1 protein-coding gene is annotated in these 20,195 nt (G+C 50.9%); it reads right to left on the bottom strand.

The features are described from left to right. Positions 1–95: 95 nt before the first annotated feature. Positions 96–19,997 (bottom strand): non-ribosomal peptide synthase/polyketide synthase, encoded by a 19,902-nt coding sequence (locus ACQ5BJ_RS11730; protein WP_430109533.1) that lies wholly within the window; start codon positions 19,995–19,997, stop codon positions 96–98. Positions 19,998–20,195 lie beyond the last annotated feature (198 nt).

The raw sequence follows: 20,195 nt of genomic DNA, 5'->3' as shown, positions 1-20,195 counted from the left end.
TCCGGGTGCATGTGTGAATGCTGCACGCACCCGGTATGAACGAGGCCATACCTTCTGCAATCACTGTTCAGACGGAACAGCAGCTTAGAGCGAAATTAAAAGGCAAAATCGATTTCTTCCTCCAACACTTCGTCTTCTTCCCCGCTGCCGCTCAATTGAATATCGCCCAATCTAATGTCAGGTCGATCACAAAGTTGAGACAGAATATCCAAGAAATCCTCCACAAAGTTCGCAATCATATTCGAAGAGAACAGCTTTGTGCAGTATTCGAATTGCCCGCTCAGCTTTCCGTCTTCGATCTCCATTTCCAAGGTTAAGTCGAATTTTGCTACGGTATGCGATGGAATTAATGGCTCAAAGGACATTTCTCCCACATTGACCGTGCGGGCAGTTGCATTTTGCAGCACGAACATGGTATCGAATACCGGATTTCGACCAGGAACCCAAGCTGACTGCAGTTGGTCCACAAGCTTGTCGAACGGGTAATCCTGATGTTCGAAGGCATTCAGCGTCGACTCCTTCACTTCCTCCAAATAATGAAGGAAGCTCTTATCCGCATGCGGATAATTGCGAATTGCCAGCGAGTTGACGAACATTCCGATCAATTGCTCCGTATCTGCATGCGTTCTGCCTGCGATTGGAGTACCGACGACAAGATCGTCTTGACCTGAATATTTATGAAGCAATGTCGTGTAAGCTGCCAGCAGCACCATATAAATGGTTGCTCCAGTTTGGGCTGCGAGGTGCTGCAGCTTTTCATTCAACTGCCCGTCAATCGCGAAATGCAGCTTGTCTCCGTCATAGCTGCGGCGATCGGTTCTGGCGAATTCGGTTGGGAGCTCCAACAACGGAAGCTCGTTGCCCAATGAGTTCAGCCAGAATTGCTCATGCTCTTTCATTCGCTCGCTTTGCGCTTCTGACTGCTGCCACAGCACATAATCCTTGTACTGTATCTCCAGTGGAGGAAGCTCCTCCCCGTCATACAAACGGGCAAGCTCGTCAATCAATATGTTCGTTGAAATCCCATCTGAAATAATATGGTGCATATCGAACAGTAAGAGATGCTGCTCCTCATGCTCCAGTTGGACGAGTCCGACTCTAAGCAGCGGCGGCTGCTCCAAATCGAATTCTCGGACGAATTGCGCAGCGATGTCTTCAGCATCCTTCTCTGTGGCATACGAATACTCAAGTTCAATTTCGACTTGCTGACGAATCCGCTGTACCGGTTCTCCATCCACCATTTCAAAGCTGGAACGCAGTGTATCATGACGGGCAATCAACTTCTGAAGCGCCGCTTCCAAGCGGGAGCGATCGATATGCCCTTGAACCAGCATAGCCCCTGGCATGTTGTAGCTCTGCTGCGCCCCTTCAGCCTGATGTAAAATGTAGATCCGCTTTTGAGCCGAGGAGAGCGGATAATGTCCAGCTACCGGTGCTATCGGAATCGCACGGTATTCCTGCTTCTCCAATTTGGCGATCGCCTGCGCCATCGTTTCAACCGTCGAATTGCGGAAAATGTCCCTCAGCGGAAGAGCAACGTGCAGTTCCTTGCTCAGCTTGCCGGCAAGCGCGGTTGCCCGCAGGGAGTGTCCGCCCAATTCGAAGAAGTCGTCCTTCACACCGATATGATCTAGACCAAGCACTTCCTGCCAAATACGCACAAGCTTCACTTCTAACGGCGTTCGCGGTGCTGCGCGCTCAACGTCGGTACGGATCATATCTTTCGGAGCCGGGAGTGCTTTACGATCCAGCTTGCCATTCGGCGCCAGCGGCATCTGCTCGAGCTGTACGAAGTAGGATGGAATCATATAGCTCGGCAGCTCTGCGGCAAGCGCTGCTCTCAAGTCGCTCACTGCTGGCTCACCGTCTGCTACATAGTAAGCGCACAGTGATTTCTGGCCGCTCTCGTCTTCCCGCGCTACAACGACCGTCTCTCTAATCGCATCGATATTTAGAAGCGCCGTTTCCAGTTCGCCCAGCTCAATCCGGTATCCGCGGATCTTCACTTGATGGTCGATCCGTCCCAAATATTCAATATTGCCGTCTGGCAGCCATCGTGCCAGGTCGCCCGTTCTATACATCCGTTCGCCCACAGAAGATACTGTGACGAATTTCTCTGCTGTCAGCTCCGGACGGTTCCAGTATCCTCGTGCTAATCCAACACCTGCAATGCACAGTTCGCCCGCCACGCCGATCGGCTGCACCTGATTATGCCCGTTCACGATATAAATGCGCGTATTGTCAATCGGCTTGCCGATCGGCACGCTTACGTAGGCTTGCCCAGGCTCGCAGTCGAAGTACGTAACATCCACTGTCGCTTCTGTCGGTCCGTACAGGTTGATCAGACGTGCATCACTTGCTGGCGCGATGTAGCGATAGAACCGTTCTACCTGTGACACAAGCAGCGCCTCACCGCTCGTGAATACCTGCCGCAGCGGCGACAAGCCGCGCTTGCGCTCTGCTTCAGGCAGCTGCTCCACATGCTCGAGGAAGGCGTGCAGCATAGACGGCACGAAGTGCATTGTCGTGATGCCGTGACGCTCGATCGCTTCGACGATCGCTGCCGGATTCTTCTCTCCGCCAACTGGAAGCATGAGCACCTTCGAGCCGACGAAAGCCCACCAGAACAGCTCCCAGACGGATACGTCGAACGTAATCGCCGTCTTCTGCATAATGGTGTCTTCTGCGCCAATCGGATACTGCTTCTGCATCCACAGCAAGCGATTGATGACCGATGTATGCTCGACCATAACCCCTTTTGGACGGCCAGTCGTGCCTGACGTGTAGATAATATAGGCCATATCGGTCGGCTTATTGACCGCTTCTAGATTGGAAGCATCCTCATCGTACGCTCCAGCATCGTCCAGATCGATGACGCGTCCCGCAAAGTCTATTCCTTCTCCTGCACTGCCCTGCACGAGCAGCACTTGAGCCTCGGAATCCTCCAGCATGTACCGGATGCGATCTTCCGGATAATCCGGCGCAATCGGCACATAGGCGCCGCCGGCCTTCAGAATACCCATGATTCCGACCATCAGCTCCAACGAACGTTCCGCCATAATGCCGACGATCTGATCCGGTACGACACCGGCCGCCCGCAATGTTCTCGCTAGTCGGTTCGAGCGTTCATTCAATTCCTGATACGTTAAGCACTCGTCCCCGAACAGCACGGCCGCCGCATCTGGCATCCGCTGCGTTTGCTCCTCGAACATCCGATGAATCGTCTGTTCGCAAGGATATTCGGCTGCCGTTTCGTTGAATGCCGTCATCAGCTCCGTCTGTTCGGCTTCTGTAGCCAGTTGCAGTTCGCCTACAACAATGTCCGGATTATTTGCCACTTGTTCGAGCACATGCTTAAGATGGTTTTGCAGCCGCTCCATGTCGGCACGATCGTAAACCTGCGCATTGTAATCAAAGCGAATAAGGAGATTATCACCCGGCACGATCATGAAATTGAAATCATAATTCGTCTGTTCGGCAGCCTGCACATCCGTTATGGCAAGATCCCGACCGATGCCATCGCCGGTTTGTTCCATACGCTCATCCAGCGGATAGTTCTCGAACACCATGATATGGCTGATCAAGTCCTGCTTCTGCGCCGTTCTGGATTGGATTTCATATAACGGATAATAATCGTATCGTCCGGATTCGAGCGCCGCATTTTGCAGTTGTTCCGCTACCTTGACGAAGCTTGCGTCGGCTGTGCAGCTTACTCGCACCGGAATCGTGTTGATGAACAATCCAATCATCGATTCGACGCCCGGCACGTCAGCCGGACGACCCGATACAACGCCGCCAAATACGACATCTTCGGTGCCGTTGTATCTTTGAAGCACGATCCCCCACGCCGCTTGCAGCAACGTGTTCAACGTCACTTGATGCTGCTTGGCAGCCCGGTTCATGCGGGATGTCAGCTCGATTCCCATTTTGCAGGACGCTTGTTCTAGCTTATACGGCTTATCTTTGCCTGCGATCTTACCGTTAGGCAATCGCGTTTGCTGGTCATATCCACCCAAATAGCCACTCCAATAGTCAGCCGCCGCATTCATGTCCTGACGCGCCAGCCATTCGATGTATCGGCTGTAGTCAGGCATATCAGCCTCCTCGTGCAGCGCCGATTGGACTGGTTGATCCATGAGGGCTGAGTACGTGCGGAATAGTTCTTCCGTCAGCTGTGGCAGGCACCAGCCATCCATCAGAATATGATGGGAGCTCCACAGCACATGGCAGCTTAATTCTCCTGTCCGCATTAAGGTGACGCGCACTAGCGGATCCCGCTCAAGATCAAATCCTCGCAGCTTGTCACCCGCCACGATACTTTCGATTGCTGCCGTTTGCTCGTCAGGCAGCAGCTCGCTCAAATCCTTACATGTGCACGTAATTCGTCCTTCGCGGAACACGATTTGCACCGGTTCGCCTTCCAAGCTGTAGAAATTCGTACGCAGCACGGCATGCTTTAGAGCCAGCTCATTCAAGCTTCTGGCAAACATGTCAGGATCAAGCTCGCCCCGCAGCGTAAATCGAGTTTGCTCGAAATAAGCACCATGAGCCCCTTCTTCCCCATCCACTGCATTGTGGAACCACATGCCCTTTTGCATCGGGGTCAGCATGTACATATTTTCGATGATACCAAGATCCTGCGTCTCTTCTGTAATCCGCTCCAACTGCTCAATGTTCAGCCCTTGCAGCAGTAAGTCGCTCGGTGTCAACTCCGTGTGCTCCTTCGCCATGCAATGATCAATGATCTCAAGCAGGCTCGCACGCATATGGCTGGCCAACTGCTCAATCGTCTCCTGACGATATTCAGAACCGCTGTAGCTTATGTCAAAGGACAGTGCGCCGTCCGTAATCGCTCCGTTGATATCGAGCGCATATTGTCTAGCATGCTTGGCGCTTGCATCCGCTCCTCGCGAATACGGAGATACGGACATGCCGTCACCTATTGTTTCTTGATGGAACTGCCCCAAATAGTTGAAGCTGATGTCAGGCGCAGCGCCCCAGTCCAAGCCTTCTTGCGTTGCAGTCAGGTAACGGCATATTCCGTACCCGATTCCCTTGTTCGGAATCCGGCGCAGATTTTCCTTGAGCTCCTTGATATGATAAGCCAAGCTCCGGTTCGGCTCCCATTTCAGCAGCACCGGATACTCGCTTGTGAACCAGCCTACCGTCCGCGTAATATCAAGCTCGCCGACGATTGGCTCACGTCCATGCGATTCTAGATTCACGAGTACTCGATTTTGCCCGCTCCATTTCTGTGCAGCCATTGCGAATGCAGCAAGCAATATGTCGTTCATGTCCGTGTTATAAGCACGATGTACCTGTTTCAACAGTTGCTCAGTTTCCTCTTCGCTCCACGCAACGACGACGGAATGGCTGTCTTGCTGCATGCTCTTCTCTGCTTCAAAGTCTTTCGCCAGCGGAGCAGCGCCGGCGCTCAAAACGTTTGTCCAGTATTCGCGCTCTCTGTCCATCGCCGTGTCTGCAGCGTATTCAACTAGACTACGCGACCAAGCGAGATAAGAATCTGTCTTCGAAGGCAAACGGATATCGCCGCCATTGAGCGCTTGTTCATAGCCTGCCGCAAAATCCTCCAGCAGGATGCGCCAGGAGACACCGTCCACAACGGCATGATGGATAGCCAAAAGCAAATGATGTCCTTGTTCGGTGCGGAACAAACCAGCCTTCACAAGCGGACCGCTATGCAAATCGATGCTTGCTTGAATTTCGCTTGATTTCACTTCGACGACCTGTGCAACCTCTTCTTCGTTCTCCACATCCAGAGTAACAAAGTTAAACAGCTCGCCCTCTTCGATTGCCCGATTCCAAGCTGCATATCCAGCATCGGTTTTGCGGAATACCATCCGCAGCGCATCGTGATGTTCCACAATTTTACGTAAAGTTTTGCGTAGAGCCGTCTCATCAAATCCGTCCTGCCGATACAGCATAAACGACTGATTGTAGTGGTGCGCTTCATCCAATCCCAGTCCGAAATACCAGCGTTGAATCGGTGTCAGCTCGGCTTCGCCGAATACTTCTCCTTGGTCGGCTATTCTGCCGATCGGCTGAAGCTGGTGCGCCAATTGTGCAATTGTCGGGTATTTGAACAGGTCTCGGATTTCCAGCTTGTAGCCAGCTTGGTGCAGCCGTGAGGACACTTGGATTGATTTAATCGAATCCCCGCCCAGCTCAAAGAAATGATCGTTCGTTCCAATCCGTTCTACATGCAGGACGCTCTCCCATGCCGCAGCCAACGCCTTCTCTGCATCCGTGCGCGGCGCTGCGTATTCTATACCGGTATACGCAATGCCCTCCGGCGCTGGAAGTCCCTTGCGGTCAAGCTTGCCGTTCGGTGTAAGCGGCATTTGATCAAGTCTCAGGAAATGCGACGGTATCATATATGCTGGAAGTTCCTTCGCCAGCGCCGCCCTCCATTCGCCTGCTGTCAGCTCGCGTTCTGACGTATAGTAAGCACACAGCACCTTCCGTCCGCTGCCGTCTTCCCTTGCAACGACGGCCGCTTCGCCAACATTTGGCATGTTCTGTAGCTTCGATTCAACTTCTCCAATTTCGATGCGGTATCCGCGTATTTTGACCTGATGATCTGTACGTCCAATCAATGCGATGTTGCCGTCAGGCAGCCATTTTGCCAAATCGCCCGTGCGGTACATGCGTTGACCAGGTGCGAACGGATCATCTACGAACTTGTCCGCCGTCAATTCTGGTCTGTTCCAGTATCCGCGGCCCACCCCAGCTCCTCCGATATAGAGTTCTCCTGCCAAGCCGACAGGTTGGAGCGATTGGTTTTCGCCCAGAACGTACATCGCAACGTATGGTAGCGGCTTGCCGATTGGGATTGCACGAACCGTCACCGCTGATTGCGGTTCATAATAGCTGGAGTCCACGCACGCTTCGGTTACCCCGTAGCTATTAACGATGCGCAGGTGTGAACCAAAGCGGTCAATCAGCCTGCGGAAATCATCCGCTGGACACAAATCCGAACCGATAATCAACAACTTGAGACTGCCGATGTCCACCCGATGCTCATGGACATGCTCCATAAGCGGAATGACAAGAGCAGGCGTCGATTCGAACATATGGATGCCGCAGTTGCGAAGCAGCTCGCAAATTTCGGCTGGATTCGCTCTTGCTTCGCTCGGGCAAAGTATCAGTTCTCCGCCGTGCAGCAGTGTGCGAACAAGATCTCCGGAAAATACGTCGAACGAAAAGCTGGCCCACTGCAGCCAACGGATTCCCGGCTCATGCAGTCCATATTCCGACTTCCAGGCGTCGGCCATGGCAGCCAGATGACGGTGCTCGATCATAACTCCTTTCGGATTGCCAGTCGTTCCCGACGTGTAGATGACATAGCATAGATCAGAATGCCCGCTGATCGGCTCTAGATTCGTCGCGTCCTCCTGATAGGAAGCTCCCTCCTCAAGCAATACCCACGTTCCGTCAAAGGATACTTTTGTCTGCAAATGGCGCTGTGTCAACAGCAGCCGTGCGTTCGCATCTTCCAGCATATAGCGAATACGATCCTCCGGATATTCCGGATCAATTGGGACATAAGCTCCACCTGACTTCAAGACAGCCATGATTGCAACAACCATGTCGAGCGAACGATCAGCCATAACGCCGATCAGCTCATTCGGCCTTGCGCCTTGTCCTCGAAGTGTTCTTGCTAGTTTATTGGCCCGTTCATTCAGCTCTCGGTAGGTCATTCGCTCTTGCTTGAACACGACCGCAGTGTGCTCCGGCGTGCGCGCAACCTGCTCTTCGAACAAACTGTGAATCGTGCCCGCGGAAGGGATTGAGAAATTCTCACGATTGAATACAGTCAATATTTCTTCCCGCTCTGTCGTCGTCAACATGGCAAGCTCTTTCAGGCAAGCTTCCGGCTGTGTGACGATATCGGTTAACAATTGCTTGAAGTGCTGGGCCATGCGGACGATCGTTTCCGACTTGAACAAGGAAGTTGCATATTCAATGCTGCAATCCAGTCCGTCCCCATCTTCTTTCACGTCCAAGCTCACATCGAATTTAGAAATTGTGTATTCCAACGGATATGGCTTCATCTCCAGCTCGCCCAGTGAATCGTTCATCAGCTCCGTATTGTCTAACGCGAACATCGTGTCAAACAATGGGTTGCGGCTTAAATCTCTAGTCAATTGCAAGCTGTCCACCAAATCCTCGAATGGATAGTCCTGATGCTCATAAGCGCCTAGCATTGTATTCTTGATCTCGTCCAAATACGAGCGGAACAGCTTCTCGCCTTCTGGATAAGTGCGAATCGCGAGCGTATTAACAAACATTCCGATAATCGGCTGCAGCTCGCCATGCGTTCTTCCTGCAATCGGTGTCCCAACCACGATATCGTCTTGGCCCGTATACTTATGAAGCATGACGGTATAGGCGGCCAGAAGCACCATATATAGCGTCGTACCGGTTTCAGCAGCAATTCGATTCAAGCCCTCGCTCACGTTCTTGTCGATTCTGAAAGGAAGTGTTAGGCCGTCATACTTCTGCACAGCCGGTCGAGCAAAATCCGTCGGCAGCTCCAATATCGGCAATTCTCCGCGGAATTCGTCAAGCCAGTACGCTTGCTGCTGCTTCAATTGTTCCTTATGTGCCTCCGACTGCTGCCATACTGCATAATCCTTATACTGGATGCGGAGCGGTGGTACGTCTTCCCCATGATAGTGCTGTGACAATTCCCGCAGCACGATACCTATCGATACACCGTCCGAAATAATATGGTGCATGTCGAACAGAAGTACATATTGATGCTTTGCTTCCGCAATTTCGATCAGTCCTGCTCGCAGTAATGGCGGCTTATTGAGATCGAACGAACGAATAAACTGCCGCGTTAACTGCTGGATGTCACGTTCTGCGGCTTTGTGGTATTCGATTGCAAAGTTCACGGTATCGAGTACACGCTGTACAGGTTCCCCAAACTCCAAATCGAAGCTCGTACGCAATATATCGTGCCGCTCGATCAATTTGCGGAATGCGGTCTCGAATCTGTCTCGATCCAGTTCTCCTTCGATCAGCATGACGCCAGGCATATTGTAGCCTTGCTCCGCGCCTTCAAGCTGATGCAGAATGTACAGCCGCTTTTGTGCGGAGGACACTGGATAATACTCGCGTGCTTCAGCTACCGCGATCGACGAATAAGCGTCCTCAGCCATTGCGGACACGGCGGCTGCCAGCTCTCCGATCGTAGGATAGCGGAACACATCTCGCAGCGGTAACTGAATATTCAATTCTTGATGCACCTTATTAACCAAAGCCGTCGCGCGCAGGGAATGGCCGCCGAGCTCGAAGAAATTATCATTCACGCCGACTCGTTCAAGGCCAAGCAACTGCTCCCACATGCGGGCAAGGCTCGCTTCGAGCGGTGTGCGCGGCGCTACATATTCCGTGCCTATATTGATGCTTCCCTCCGGAGCAGGCAGCGCTTTGCGATCTACCTTGCCATTGGAAGTGAGCGGCATGCGCTCCAGCTGCACGAAATAAGACGGTATCATATATGCCGGCAATTCCTGCGCCAGCTCGCTTCTCAATTCGCCTACGGTCAACTGGCGATCCGCCACAAAATAGGCGCACAGTAGTTTTTCTCCGCCGTTTTCTTCCCGAGCAATGACAATGGCTTCCCGAATCGATGCTATCTTAGTAATTTGTGCTTCAACCTCGCCAAGCTCGATTCGATAGCCGCGGATTTTGACTTGATGATCGATCCGGCCCAAATATTCAATATTGCCGTCTGACAGCCATTTCGCCAAATCGCCGGTCTTGTACATCTTTCCTCCCGGCTCGAACGGATTGTCAACAAATCTGTCGGCTGTAAGCTCAGGACGATTCAAATATCCACGTGCAAGACCTTCTCCCGCGACATACATTTCTCCCGCCACGCCTACCGGAACGCATTGCCGGTTCGTGTCTAGAATGTAAATGCGCAAGGTCGGAATCGGGAACCCGATGTTGCTTCTCGCTTGATCGATTTCCGTCTCAGTTATCTCCTTGTACGTAACATGGACTGTCGTTTCGGTAATGCCGTACATATTGATCAGCTTCGTGCTCGGATATTTCGCTCTCCAATCCTTCAGCAGTTGTGGACTTAGCGCTTCTCCACCAAATATGACCATACGGATGTTCAGTTTCGGACATCCGTCAGCCAATGCCTCCCGCATCAACTGATAAAAATAGGTCGGCGTCTGATTGAGGACAGTTACCTGTTCTTCGGCCAGCAGTTCTAGGAACTTCGCCGGATTTTTGGCCGTCAGTTGCGGCACGACTACCAATTTCCCGCCGTATAGTAACGCGCCGTACATTTCCCATACCGAGAAGTCGAAGCAGAAGGAATGGAATAGCGTCCATGTATCGGATGATCGGAAGTCAAACAGATTTTTGCTGTTGAACAGCAGGCGCACGACGTTTTTATGTTCAATCAGAGTTCCCTTCGGCTTGCCAGTCGTTCCCGACGTATAGATGACATAGGCCAAATCGGAAGGCTTGTTGACCGGTGCCGGGTTAGAAATGTCTCCGCCGTATGCTTGCTCGTCATCAAGGAACATAACTTTGCCTGCAAAATCAACCTGCTCCTGCAGATGCTGCGGCAACAGCAAAATATCCGCACCGGAATCGCTCAGCATATAGCCGATGCGATCGCTCGGATACTCCGGATCGATCGGCACATAGGCTCCCCCAGCCTTAAGAATGGCAAGAAGCCCTACAAGCATGTCTGTTGTACGCTCGGCCATGATGCCTACCAGCGTATCAGCGTTGACTCCTTCCGTACGCAGCGTCCAAGCCAAGCGGTTCGCCCGTTCGTTCAGCTCCCGATAAGTCAGGATACCATTCGCTGCCGTTACAGCAATTGCATCTGGTGTTCGTTCGACCTGTTCCTCGAACAAACGGTGAATCGTCATGTCTCTCGGATAGTCTGCCGCCGTATCATTGAACTGCTCCATTAATTGCTGCTTCTCTGCTTCGGTTACGATGCCGAGCTGTTCCAATCGAATGTCCGGATTATGGATAACCGCCTCCATCAATTGATTGAAATGGGCCGTCATTCGTTCAATCGTTTCACGCTTGTACAGAGCAGTTGCATATTCCATACTGCACATGAGGCCCGCATCGTTTTCTTCGATGTGCAGTGTAAGATCGAACTTGGCCACCGCATGCTCGATTGGATTCGGCGTCACAGTAAGTCCATCAATGGACCATAAGCCTTTTTCCGTATTTTGCAGGACGAGCGCAGTATCGAATACCGGATTGCGGCTTACGTCCCTCGTCGGCTGAATATGATCGATCAGTTCCTCGAACGGATATTCCTGATGTTCATAGGCCTGCAATGTCGTATGCCGGACTTCCTCCAGGAAGGAACGGAATGTCTTCTCTCCTGCCGGGTAATTGCGGAGCGGAAGCGTGTTGACGAACATACCGATGAGCGGTTGAATGTCATCATGCGTTCTGCCTGCAATTGGCATGCCGACAATGACGTCCTCCTGCCCCGTATACTTATAAAGCAAAGATGAGTATAGGGTCAGCAATACCATGTACATGGTAGCATCTGATCCTGCCGCGATCTGCTTCAGCGCATCTACCTTGTCAGCAGAAATGGAGAACTCCAGCGTGCTGCCTGCAAAGCTTCGGAAGGCAGGTCGCGGATAGTCCGCAGGCAGCTGCAGAACCGGCAGCTCGCCGTCCAACGATTTCAACCAGTATGATTTCTGCTCCTTCATCCGAGACAGATATCCTTCGCTTTGCTGCCACACTGCATAATCCTTGTACTGGATATGCAAATCCGGCAGAGTTTCGCCGCTGTATAGCGCTGCGAACTCTTCGAGCAAGATGCCCATGGAAGCCCCATCCGAAATAATGTGATGCATGTCGAACAACAACATATGGCGCTCAGCGCCTAATTCGATTAGTCCCACGCGAATCAGCGGAGGCTGATTCAATTGGAACGTACGGACGAAAGTACGCAGAATAGATTCGACTTCCGATGCTTCATCAGCTTGCCAATGCTCCACAGTGAACTCTGCCTGCTCATATACGATCTGTACAGGCTCGCCGTTCTTCATTTCGAACCCGGTGCGCAGTACCTCATGCCTTTCAATCAAGCCGTGGAACGCGGATTCCAAGCGTTCGCGATCTAGCTTGCCTTCCATCATCATGACACCCGGCATATTATAGGACTGCTCTGCCCCCTCCATCTGATGGAGAACGAACAACCGCTTCTGAGCGGACGATACTGGATACCACTCGCGTTCCTCTGTTTTGTTGATGGAATGGAAATGCTCCTGCTGCATGCCTTCAATGGCGATCGCCATCTGCTCAATCGTAGGGCATCGGAACACGTCTCGGAGCGGCAGCAAAACACTGAGTTCCCGATGCAGCTTGCTGACGAGCGTCGTGGCGCGCAAGGAATGGCCGCCCAATTCGAAGAACGAATCGGTAACGCCGACATGCTCGAGACCAAGCACATCCTTCCAAATGCATGCCAGCTTTGCCTCCAAGTCCGTGCGCGGCTGGACGAGTTCATGGACACGAAGTCCTTCCTCTGGGACAGGAAGCGCCCTGCGATCGACCTTGCCGTTAGGCGTCAAAGGCAGCTTGTCAATCTGGATGAAGTGAGACGGTATCATATAGCCCGGCAATTCTCGGGCTAGTGCCTCGCTGAGTTCTGAAGGCGCAAGCTCATAGCCTGCCGTGAAATAAGCACATAATACTTTTTGTCCACTTGCATCTTCACGCGCTATGACCGCAGCTTCGCTCACTTGTTCGATCCGTAGTACATGGGCCAGTACCTCGCCGAGTTCAATCCGGTAACCGCGAATCTTCACTTGTTCATCACAGCGTCCCATAAATTCAATCGTTCCATCCGGCAGCCATCTCGCCAAATCGCCGGTTCGGTACAGCCGCTCGCCTGGGACGAACGGATCGTTTACGAATTTTTCCTCCGTCAATTCAGGTCGGTTCAAGTAACCACTAGCCAATCCGTCTCCACCTGTATACAGCTCGCCTACTACGCCAACCGGAAGAAGATTTCCAGCTTCATCAAGCACATACACCCGCGTATTGCCGATCGGGCGGCCGATCGGAATCGACGCACGCTCTAAATCCGCTTCTGCAATGTGATGGCAGCAGGTGAAGGTTGTGTTTTCCGTCGGACCATAGCCATTGATGAGGCGAATTCCGCTATGATGCTCCAACACTTTACGGGCATGTGCGGATGATACGACATCTCCGCCTACCAGCAGCTGCTTGACTCCGCTAAAACCATGAATATGCTGTTCAGCCATCACTTGGAATAACCCGGCCGTCATCCACATTGTCGTTACCTGATGGCGCTGTATCGCTTCTGCCCAATCCGCAAGCGATTGATTGCCTGGAGGCAGGATAGCAAGCGCTGCTCCATTCAGCAGACTGCCCCAAATTTCGAAGGTAGCCGCATCAAATGAAATCGTGGATCCCTGCAAAAATACATCATTTTCATTGATGTCTACATAGGTTGCGGCACTGACGAGACGAACGACCCCGCGATGCGTTACACATACGCCCTTCGGCGTACCTGTGGAACCAGACGTATAGACGATGTATGCCAAGTCTTCTCCCGTCCCTGCATTCGGCAGGTTCTCGCACTGCGCTTTGTTCGCAGAATAGTCTACTGCAGATTCAGTTTCATCGAGTGCAATGACGCTCATGCTTTCCGGCCACATGTTCCGCAAATGCTTCTGCGTCACCATCACTGCCATCGACGTATCTTCCACCATGGCATTTATCCGCTCTTGCGGATATGCCGGATCGATCGGCACATAGGCTCCGCCAGCCTTAAGGATAGCCAGCAAGCCTACAAGCATTTCCAATGAGCGTTCCACGCTGATGCCAACCCGAGCCCCAGTACTGATTCCGGTTTCCCGCAGTTGCCGCGCCATTCTGTTGGCCTTCGCATTCAGCTCCCGATAAGTCATCTGCTTATTGCCGAATATGGCAGCTATCGCGTCTGGCTGCTGTTCGGCCCGCTCTTCGAACAAATGATGTATCGTCTTGTCGCGCGGATAACTTACGGACGTATCGTTGAATTCGTTCAAAATAACCGTTTTTTCTTGCTCCGTTGCCAGTTCCAATTGGCCAACAGCCGTTTGCGGATTGGTGGCAATTTGCTTCAATAGGTGCAGCAGATGCCCTTTAAATGCGGTTATGCCAGCCTGATCCAACGCCAGCTTGTTATAATCAAAGCGAATAACGATATTGTCGCCAGGCACAATGATAAGGTTCAAATCGTAATTCGTTTGTTCGGACACAATCACATCCGCCAATTTCAGACCTTTGCCGTCCAAGCTGCTGAACTGATCAAGCTGTTCTTCCATTGGATAATTCTCAAGCACCATGATGTGGTTGATTAAGTCCTGCTTCTGCGCACTCTGTGCTTGAATCTCATACAGTGGATAGTAGTCATACTTGGCAGACGATAAAGCCTGCTCCTGTATCTGCGTCATCACTTCTGCAAAGCTGATGTCCGCTTGGCAGTTAACACGCACTGGAATCGTGTTGATAAACAAGCCGATCATGTCTTCGATTCCGACGAGTTCCGCCGGTCTGCCAGATACGACGCTGCCAAAAACCACGTCAGATGTTCGGTTATACTTTTGCAGCAAAATACCCCATGCCGCCTGCAGCAGCGTATTTAACGTCACTTGGTGCTGCGTCGCTGCTAGATTGATTTTAAGACTTAGATCTACACCAAGCTCACACCGCAATTGATCCGCTTCATACGTGCCGGAATGTCCGCGCACAATGCTGTGCGGCAATGAAGTTGTCTCTTCAAATCCTGACAGGTAGTCCTGCCAGTAAGCTGCAGCAGCCGACTCATCCTGCCGTCCAAGCCACTCGATATATTGATTGTAAGAAGGAATGGAAGCTTGAACTGGCTTTTTGCCTCCGACGAGCGCGGAATATGTGCCGAACACTTCTTTAGCAACTAGCGGCAAGCACCAGCCGTCCATCAAAATGTGATGAGAGCTCCACATCACCTCATAAACCTCGTCTTCTGTTTGCAGAACGGTTACGCGCATTAAGTCCCCATTCTCCAAATCGAACCCTTCAACACGTTCCCTTGTCTCTACCTTCTCAATAGCCTCAGCCCGTTCGGCTGGTTCCAAGGCACGCAAATCTTCATGCCTCAGTTCGATTTGCTTGCTTCGAAACACAACTTGCAGCGGCTCGCCGTTCGTATCGACAAGGAAATTGGTACGGAACACAGCATGCCGAGCCAACAATGCGTTCCAACTGGCAGCGAAGGCTTGAATGTCCAGCTCTCCCTTAAGCGTCAAGCGAGTAAGCTCAAAATATGCTCCCTTCTGACGATCCATGGCAGCATGGAACCACATGCCCTTCTGCATTGGTGTTAGTACATAAATATCTTCCACTTCTCCAATGCTGCTCGTCCGTTCAACAATTTGCTCCAGTTCCTGAATGCTGATTTGCGGCAGTGTTACATCACTAGGTGTTAGTTCTGCTCGTTCCTTACTCACGCAATGCTCGATAATTTCTTGTAAGCTGACCTTAAATAGACCAGCGAATTGCTCGATCGACTCCATGCGGTATTGCGTGCGTCCGTAGCTGATATCGAGCTGTAATTTTCCGTCTGTGACCATCCCATTAATATCAAGCAAATAAGGGCGCGGTTGATCTCCGCTAATATTGCTTCCCGTTGAAAGCGGCGACTGAGAAAATCCGCTGTTCTGGAAATCTTGGTCGAACTGCCCTAAGTAGTTGAAGCTTACTTCCGGTGTAGTTCCCCAATCCAATTGGGCACAAGACTTGGATAAATAGCGGCAAATGCCATAACCAATGCCTTTATTCGGTACGCCGCGCAAGTTTTCTTTGACCGCCTTGATCGTACGCGGCAAGTCCTTTTCCGATTCCGTCTCGAGAAGCAGCGGATATTCGCTCGTAAACCAGCCTACTGTTCGTGTAATATCGATATCCGGCAGGATCGACTCCCGCCCGTGTCCTTCCAGGTTAATTCTGATCTGCCCATGTCCGCACCATTTGCGGATGGCAATGCCAAGTGCTGCCAGAAGGAGATCATCCATTTGCGTGTTATAAGCACGATGCGCTTGCTTCAACAGCAGCTCGGTGTCGTTAGAGCTCCATTCAATCGTGACCGATTCACTGTCCCGCTGTAGAGCAACTGCCGATTCGTCCGTTGGAAGCGGCTGAACTTCTTTCTGGGCGATTTGCTTCCAATATGCTTTCTCCTGCTCCATTGTCGACTGCTGTGCGTATTCAGCAAGCTGCCGGGACCATAATCGGAAGGAATCGGTTTTGTCAGGAAGACGAATCTCACTTCCGTTTAATGCCTGCTCATAACCAGATGCGAGATCCTCAAGCAAAATACGCCAAGATACGGCATCAATGACAGCGTGGTGAATGGCGATAAGCAGGTGATCCCCATCCGTGCAGCGGAACAGACCCGCACGAACAAGAGGCCCTGATCCAAGATCAATTCCGGCTTGGATGGCTTCCGCAGCGTCCAGAAGCTTGTTCTGAACCGACTCAGCACTTTCGACTTTCTCCTTAAAATCTATTACTTCCAAGTAATATAACGAGCCTTCATCTGCTCGCCGATTCCAAGCCTCATATTTCCCGCGTTCCGTGCGGCGAAAGACGATGCGAAGCGCGTCGTGATGCTCTGTAATCTTTTGCAGCGCCTTGCACAGCGCCTCCTCCTCAAAGCCTTCCTTGCGGTGCAGCATGATGGATTGATTATAATGATGCAAATGATCCCCGCGCTGCCCGAAGTACCAGCGCAGAATTGGAGTGAGCTCGACTTCTCCGCTTTCTTCTCCTTGTTCAGCTTTCCTCCGAACCGCCACCATACGCGGGCTCAGCTGTTCAATAGTCGGGTATTTGAACATATCCCGAATATCCAGCTTGTATCCGGCCTGCTGCATGCGAGAAGATACTTGAATCGATTTGATGGAATCTCCGCCAAGCTCGAAGAAATGATCCAGCAGTCCGACTCTTTTCACACCCAGAACCGTTTGCCATACGCTTGCCAATGTTCGTTCCACTTCAGACCGAGGTTCCAAATATTCCTTGCCCGTATATGCTTGTCCGGATGGAGCCGGCAGTCCGTTGCGGTCGATTTTGCCGTTCGGCGTAAGCGGCATCCGCTCCAGCTTCATGAAGTAAGACGGAATCATGTAATCCGGCAATTGATCCGCAAGTGCTGACCGCAATTGATGAATCGCAATTTCCCCGTCAGCAACATAATAAGCGCATAATACCTTAAGTCCATTTTCATCCTCGCGCGCAACGATGACAGCTTCACGAACGAGTGATGTTTGCAGCAAGCGAGTTTCAATTTCACCTATTTCTACCCGATTACCCCGAATTTTAACTTGGTGATCGAGTCTTCCAAGGTATTCAATGTTTCCGTCCGGCATCCATCTTGCCAAATCGCCGGTTCGGTACATCTTTCCTTGTGAATAGGGATCATCAATGAATTTTTCGGCCGTCAGGTCTTCACGGTTCAAGTATCCTCTTCCAACTCCAGCTCCGCCAATGTATAGCTCACCTACAACCCCAATCGGCTGCAGCGCCTTATTTTCGTCCAAAATGTACATGGATACCGAAGGAAGCGGCTTGCCTATCGGAAGCACTTGCAGGGATTCCGCATTATTTCTTTCGTAATAGCATGCATCAACGCAAGCTTCTGTTACGCCGTAACTGTTCAAAATTCGCATTTGCGAACCGAATCGTTCGACTAATTTGCGATACTCGGTGGTTGGGCAGTGATCAGATCCAACGACGAGCAGGCGTAAGCTGCTAATATCTTTGTTATGTTCATACACATATTCCATTAACGGAATAACGAGCGCCGGGGTCGATTCAAAAATATCGATGCGATGTGCTTCAATTAACTCGCAAATGGCCGCCGGATTGGCTCGCGCCTCGCTAGGACAAATAATCAGCTCTCCGCCATAGAGAAGTGCTCGCACCATGTCTCCTGTAAATACGTCAAACGAGAAGCTGGCCCATTGCAGGGTTCGTATGCCCGGCTCATCCAAGCGATAGGCTTCCTTCCAGGCGCTCCCTAATGCAGTGATTTGCCGGTGCTCTATCATGACGCCCTTCGGCTGGCCTGTTGTCCCTGAAGTATAGATAACGTAAGCTAAATGGCTCGAATCGTTTATTTGCTCCAGATTGTGGCAATTTTGGTCATAAAAGTTTTCATCATCAAGCATAATCCAAGTGCCTTTATAATCGACTCGCGATTGCAAATGACTTTGTGATACCAGCACTCGTGCAGCGGAATCCGACAGCATGTATAAGATACGTTCTTCCGGATACTCCGGATCGATTGGAACGTAAGCTCCGCCTGCCTTCAATATCGCTAGAATGCCCACGACCATTTCTAAGGAGCGATCCGCCATGATGCCAACGAATTGTTCGGCTGCTACCCCGTTGGCGCGTAAGGTTCGGGCTAGGCGATTGGCCCGGTCGTTCAACTCTTTATAAGTCAGTTGTCTATCCAGATATACGACGGCTACCTTGTCAGGCGTGCATTCCACCTGCTCCTCAAACAACTGATGAACCGTTAAGGCAGGCTGCTGCACCGCCAAAGCTGTATTGAATCGGGTTAGAATCGTTTGGGCCTCTTTATCGCTGATCATGGACAGCTCATGCAGCGTCTGGCTCGGGTTGCTCAGCATTTGATCCACGATGGTCATGATTTGTTCCATGTAGCGATTGATTTCATGCTCTCCAAACAACTGTACACGATAATCAAGATTGAAATTAATCTGCTTGTCGTCCAGCATGTCCTCTAAATGAATAGCAAAATCGTCTACTTCATGCCCGCAAAAGCTGCTGCGCTGGCGGACGGAAAGATCTCCGTAGGTTGTCCAATGAATCGGCATGTAGTTTATAGAGAGGCGATACAAATCCTGTAAATCGGAATTGTTATTTTGTTCTCTCAAGTCAAGAATAAGCTGGTTATAAGGGTATTTTTGATGACGCAGGTTCGCTTTTTGCTCTTTGGCGACATTATGTAGGAAGGTCAGCACATCGTGCTCTGGATCTAGCGTTAAACGGGCGGCTACTGTACTAACGAACATGCCGATCGCATCTTTGTCCTGTCTGGATGTTCGGTTGGCATAAGCGGTACCGACAGCAATATCATTGTTACCGGTCGTTTTATATAAGAAGGCGTACAAAGAACCCAAAAACAATGTAAATAGGCTAATTTTGTGCTGCTCGCTAAATAAGTAAATTTTTTCGTACGTTTCACCGCTAATCGCGATGCTTGTCCGTCTGGCCTCCGTTCCGATTGAAAAAGGAGGATATGATTTCATGCCTACTACTTCCGGCATTGTTCTGAACTTGTCCAGCCAATAAGATTTATCCTTGGCAGATCGTTCGGAGTTATCGTATTCCCGCTCCGCGAATATGTAATCCAAGTAGGTGCTATCTTGCTCATTCGCCGCCACGTTGCCGCTTACCAGCTCTGTGTAGTTCTTCATAATTTTATTGGCGATAAGATGGGATGACACGCCATCCGTGACAATATGATTCATTTTAAGATTGAACCAGAACTCTTCTTCATTGATGTTAAAAATAACAAAATGATACAACAATGAATCCGATATATGAATAGGGATATGGTTAAAGCGATTTAGCCAAGACTCGGCTTCTTCACGATTTTCCCACTCTAAGTAATCAATATTCGGTATAACTTGTTCCTCCGGCACGAATTGCTGCATCGGCTGATTATCAGCCGTTTCAATTCGGATTCGAAAAGCATCATGCTGCTTGATCACCTGGCTAATCGCCATCTTCAATATATCAACGTCGACCTTGCCTCGAATGTACATCGTACCGGCAACGGTAGAAACCGACGTATTAGGATGCATCATTTCCATGTACCAAATTCTTCGCTGCGCTTGCGTCAAAGGAAACCATTCGTTAGGATTTACGTTCACATTGACTCTCCCCTATTCGAAATATTCGTAAGCGTCCGAACCCGTCAATTGACGTTCCGGATAAGTTCGCGATCATCTCCGCAGAAGAGATTAGATGCATGGCTATATGAAATTAAATTTGCAATTGTTCGTCATGAGTGTGGGCAACAAAACAGTTGATAAGTCGGCAGCAGTGTTAATCATGAGGGCATCTAGGAA

The sequence above is a fragment of the Paenibacillus sp. B1-35 genome (genome assembly GCF_050474385.1).
Taxonomy (GTDB): Bacteria; Bacillota; Bacilli; order Paenibacillales; family Paenibacillaceae; genus Paenibacillus_B; species Paenibacillus_B alvei.
The sequence above is the reverse complement of the archived record's forward strand: the minus strand, read 5'-3'. Positions and strand labels throughout refer to the sequence as shown.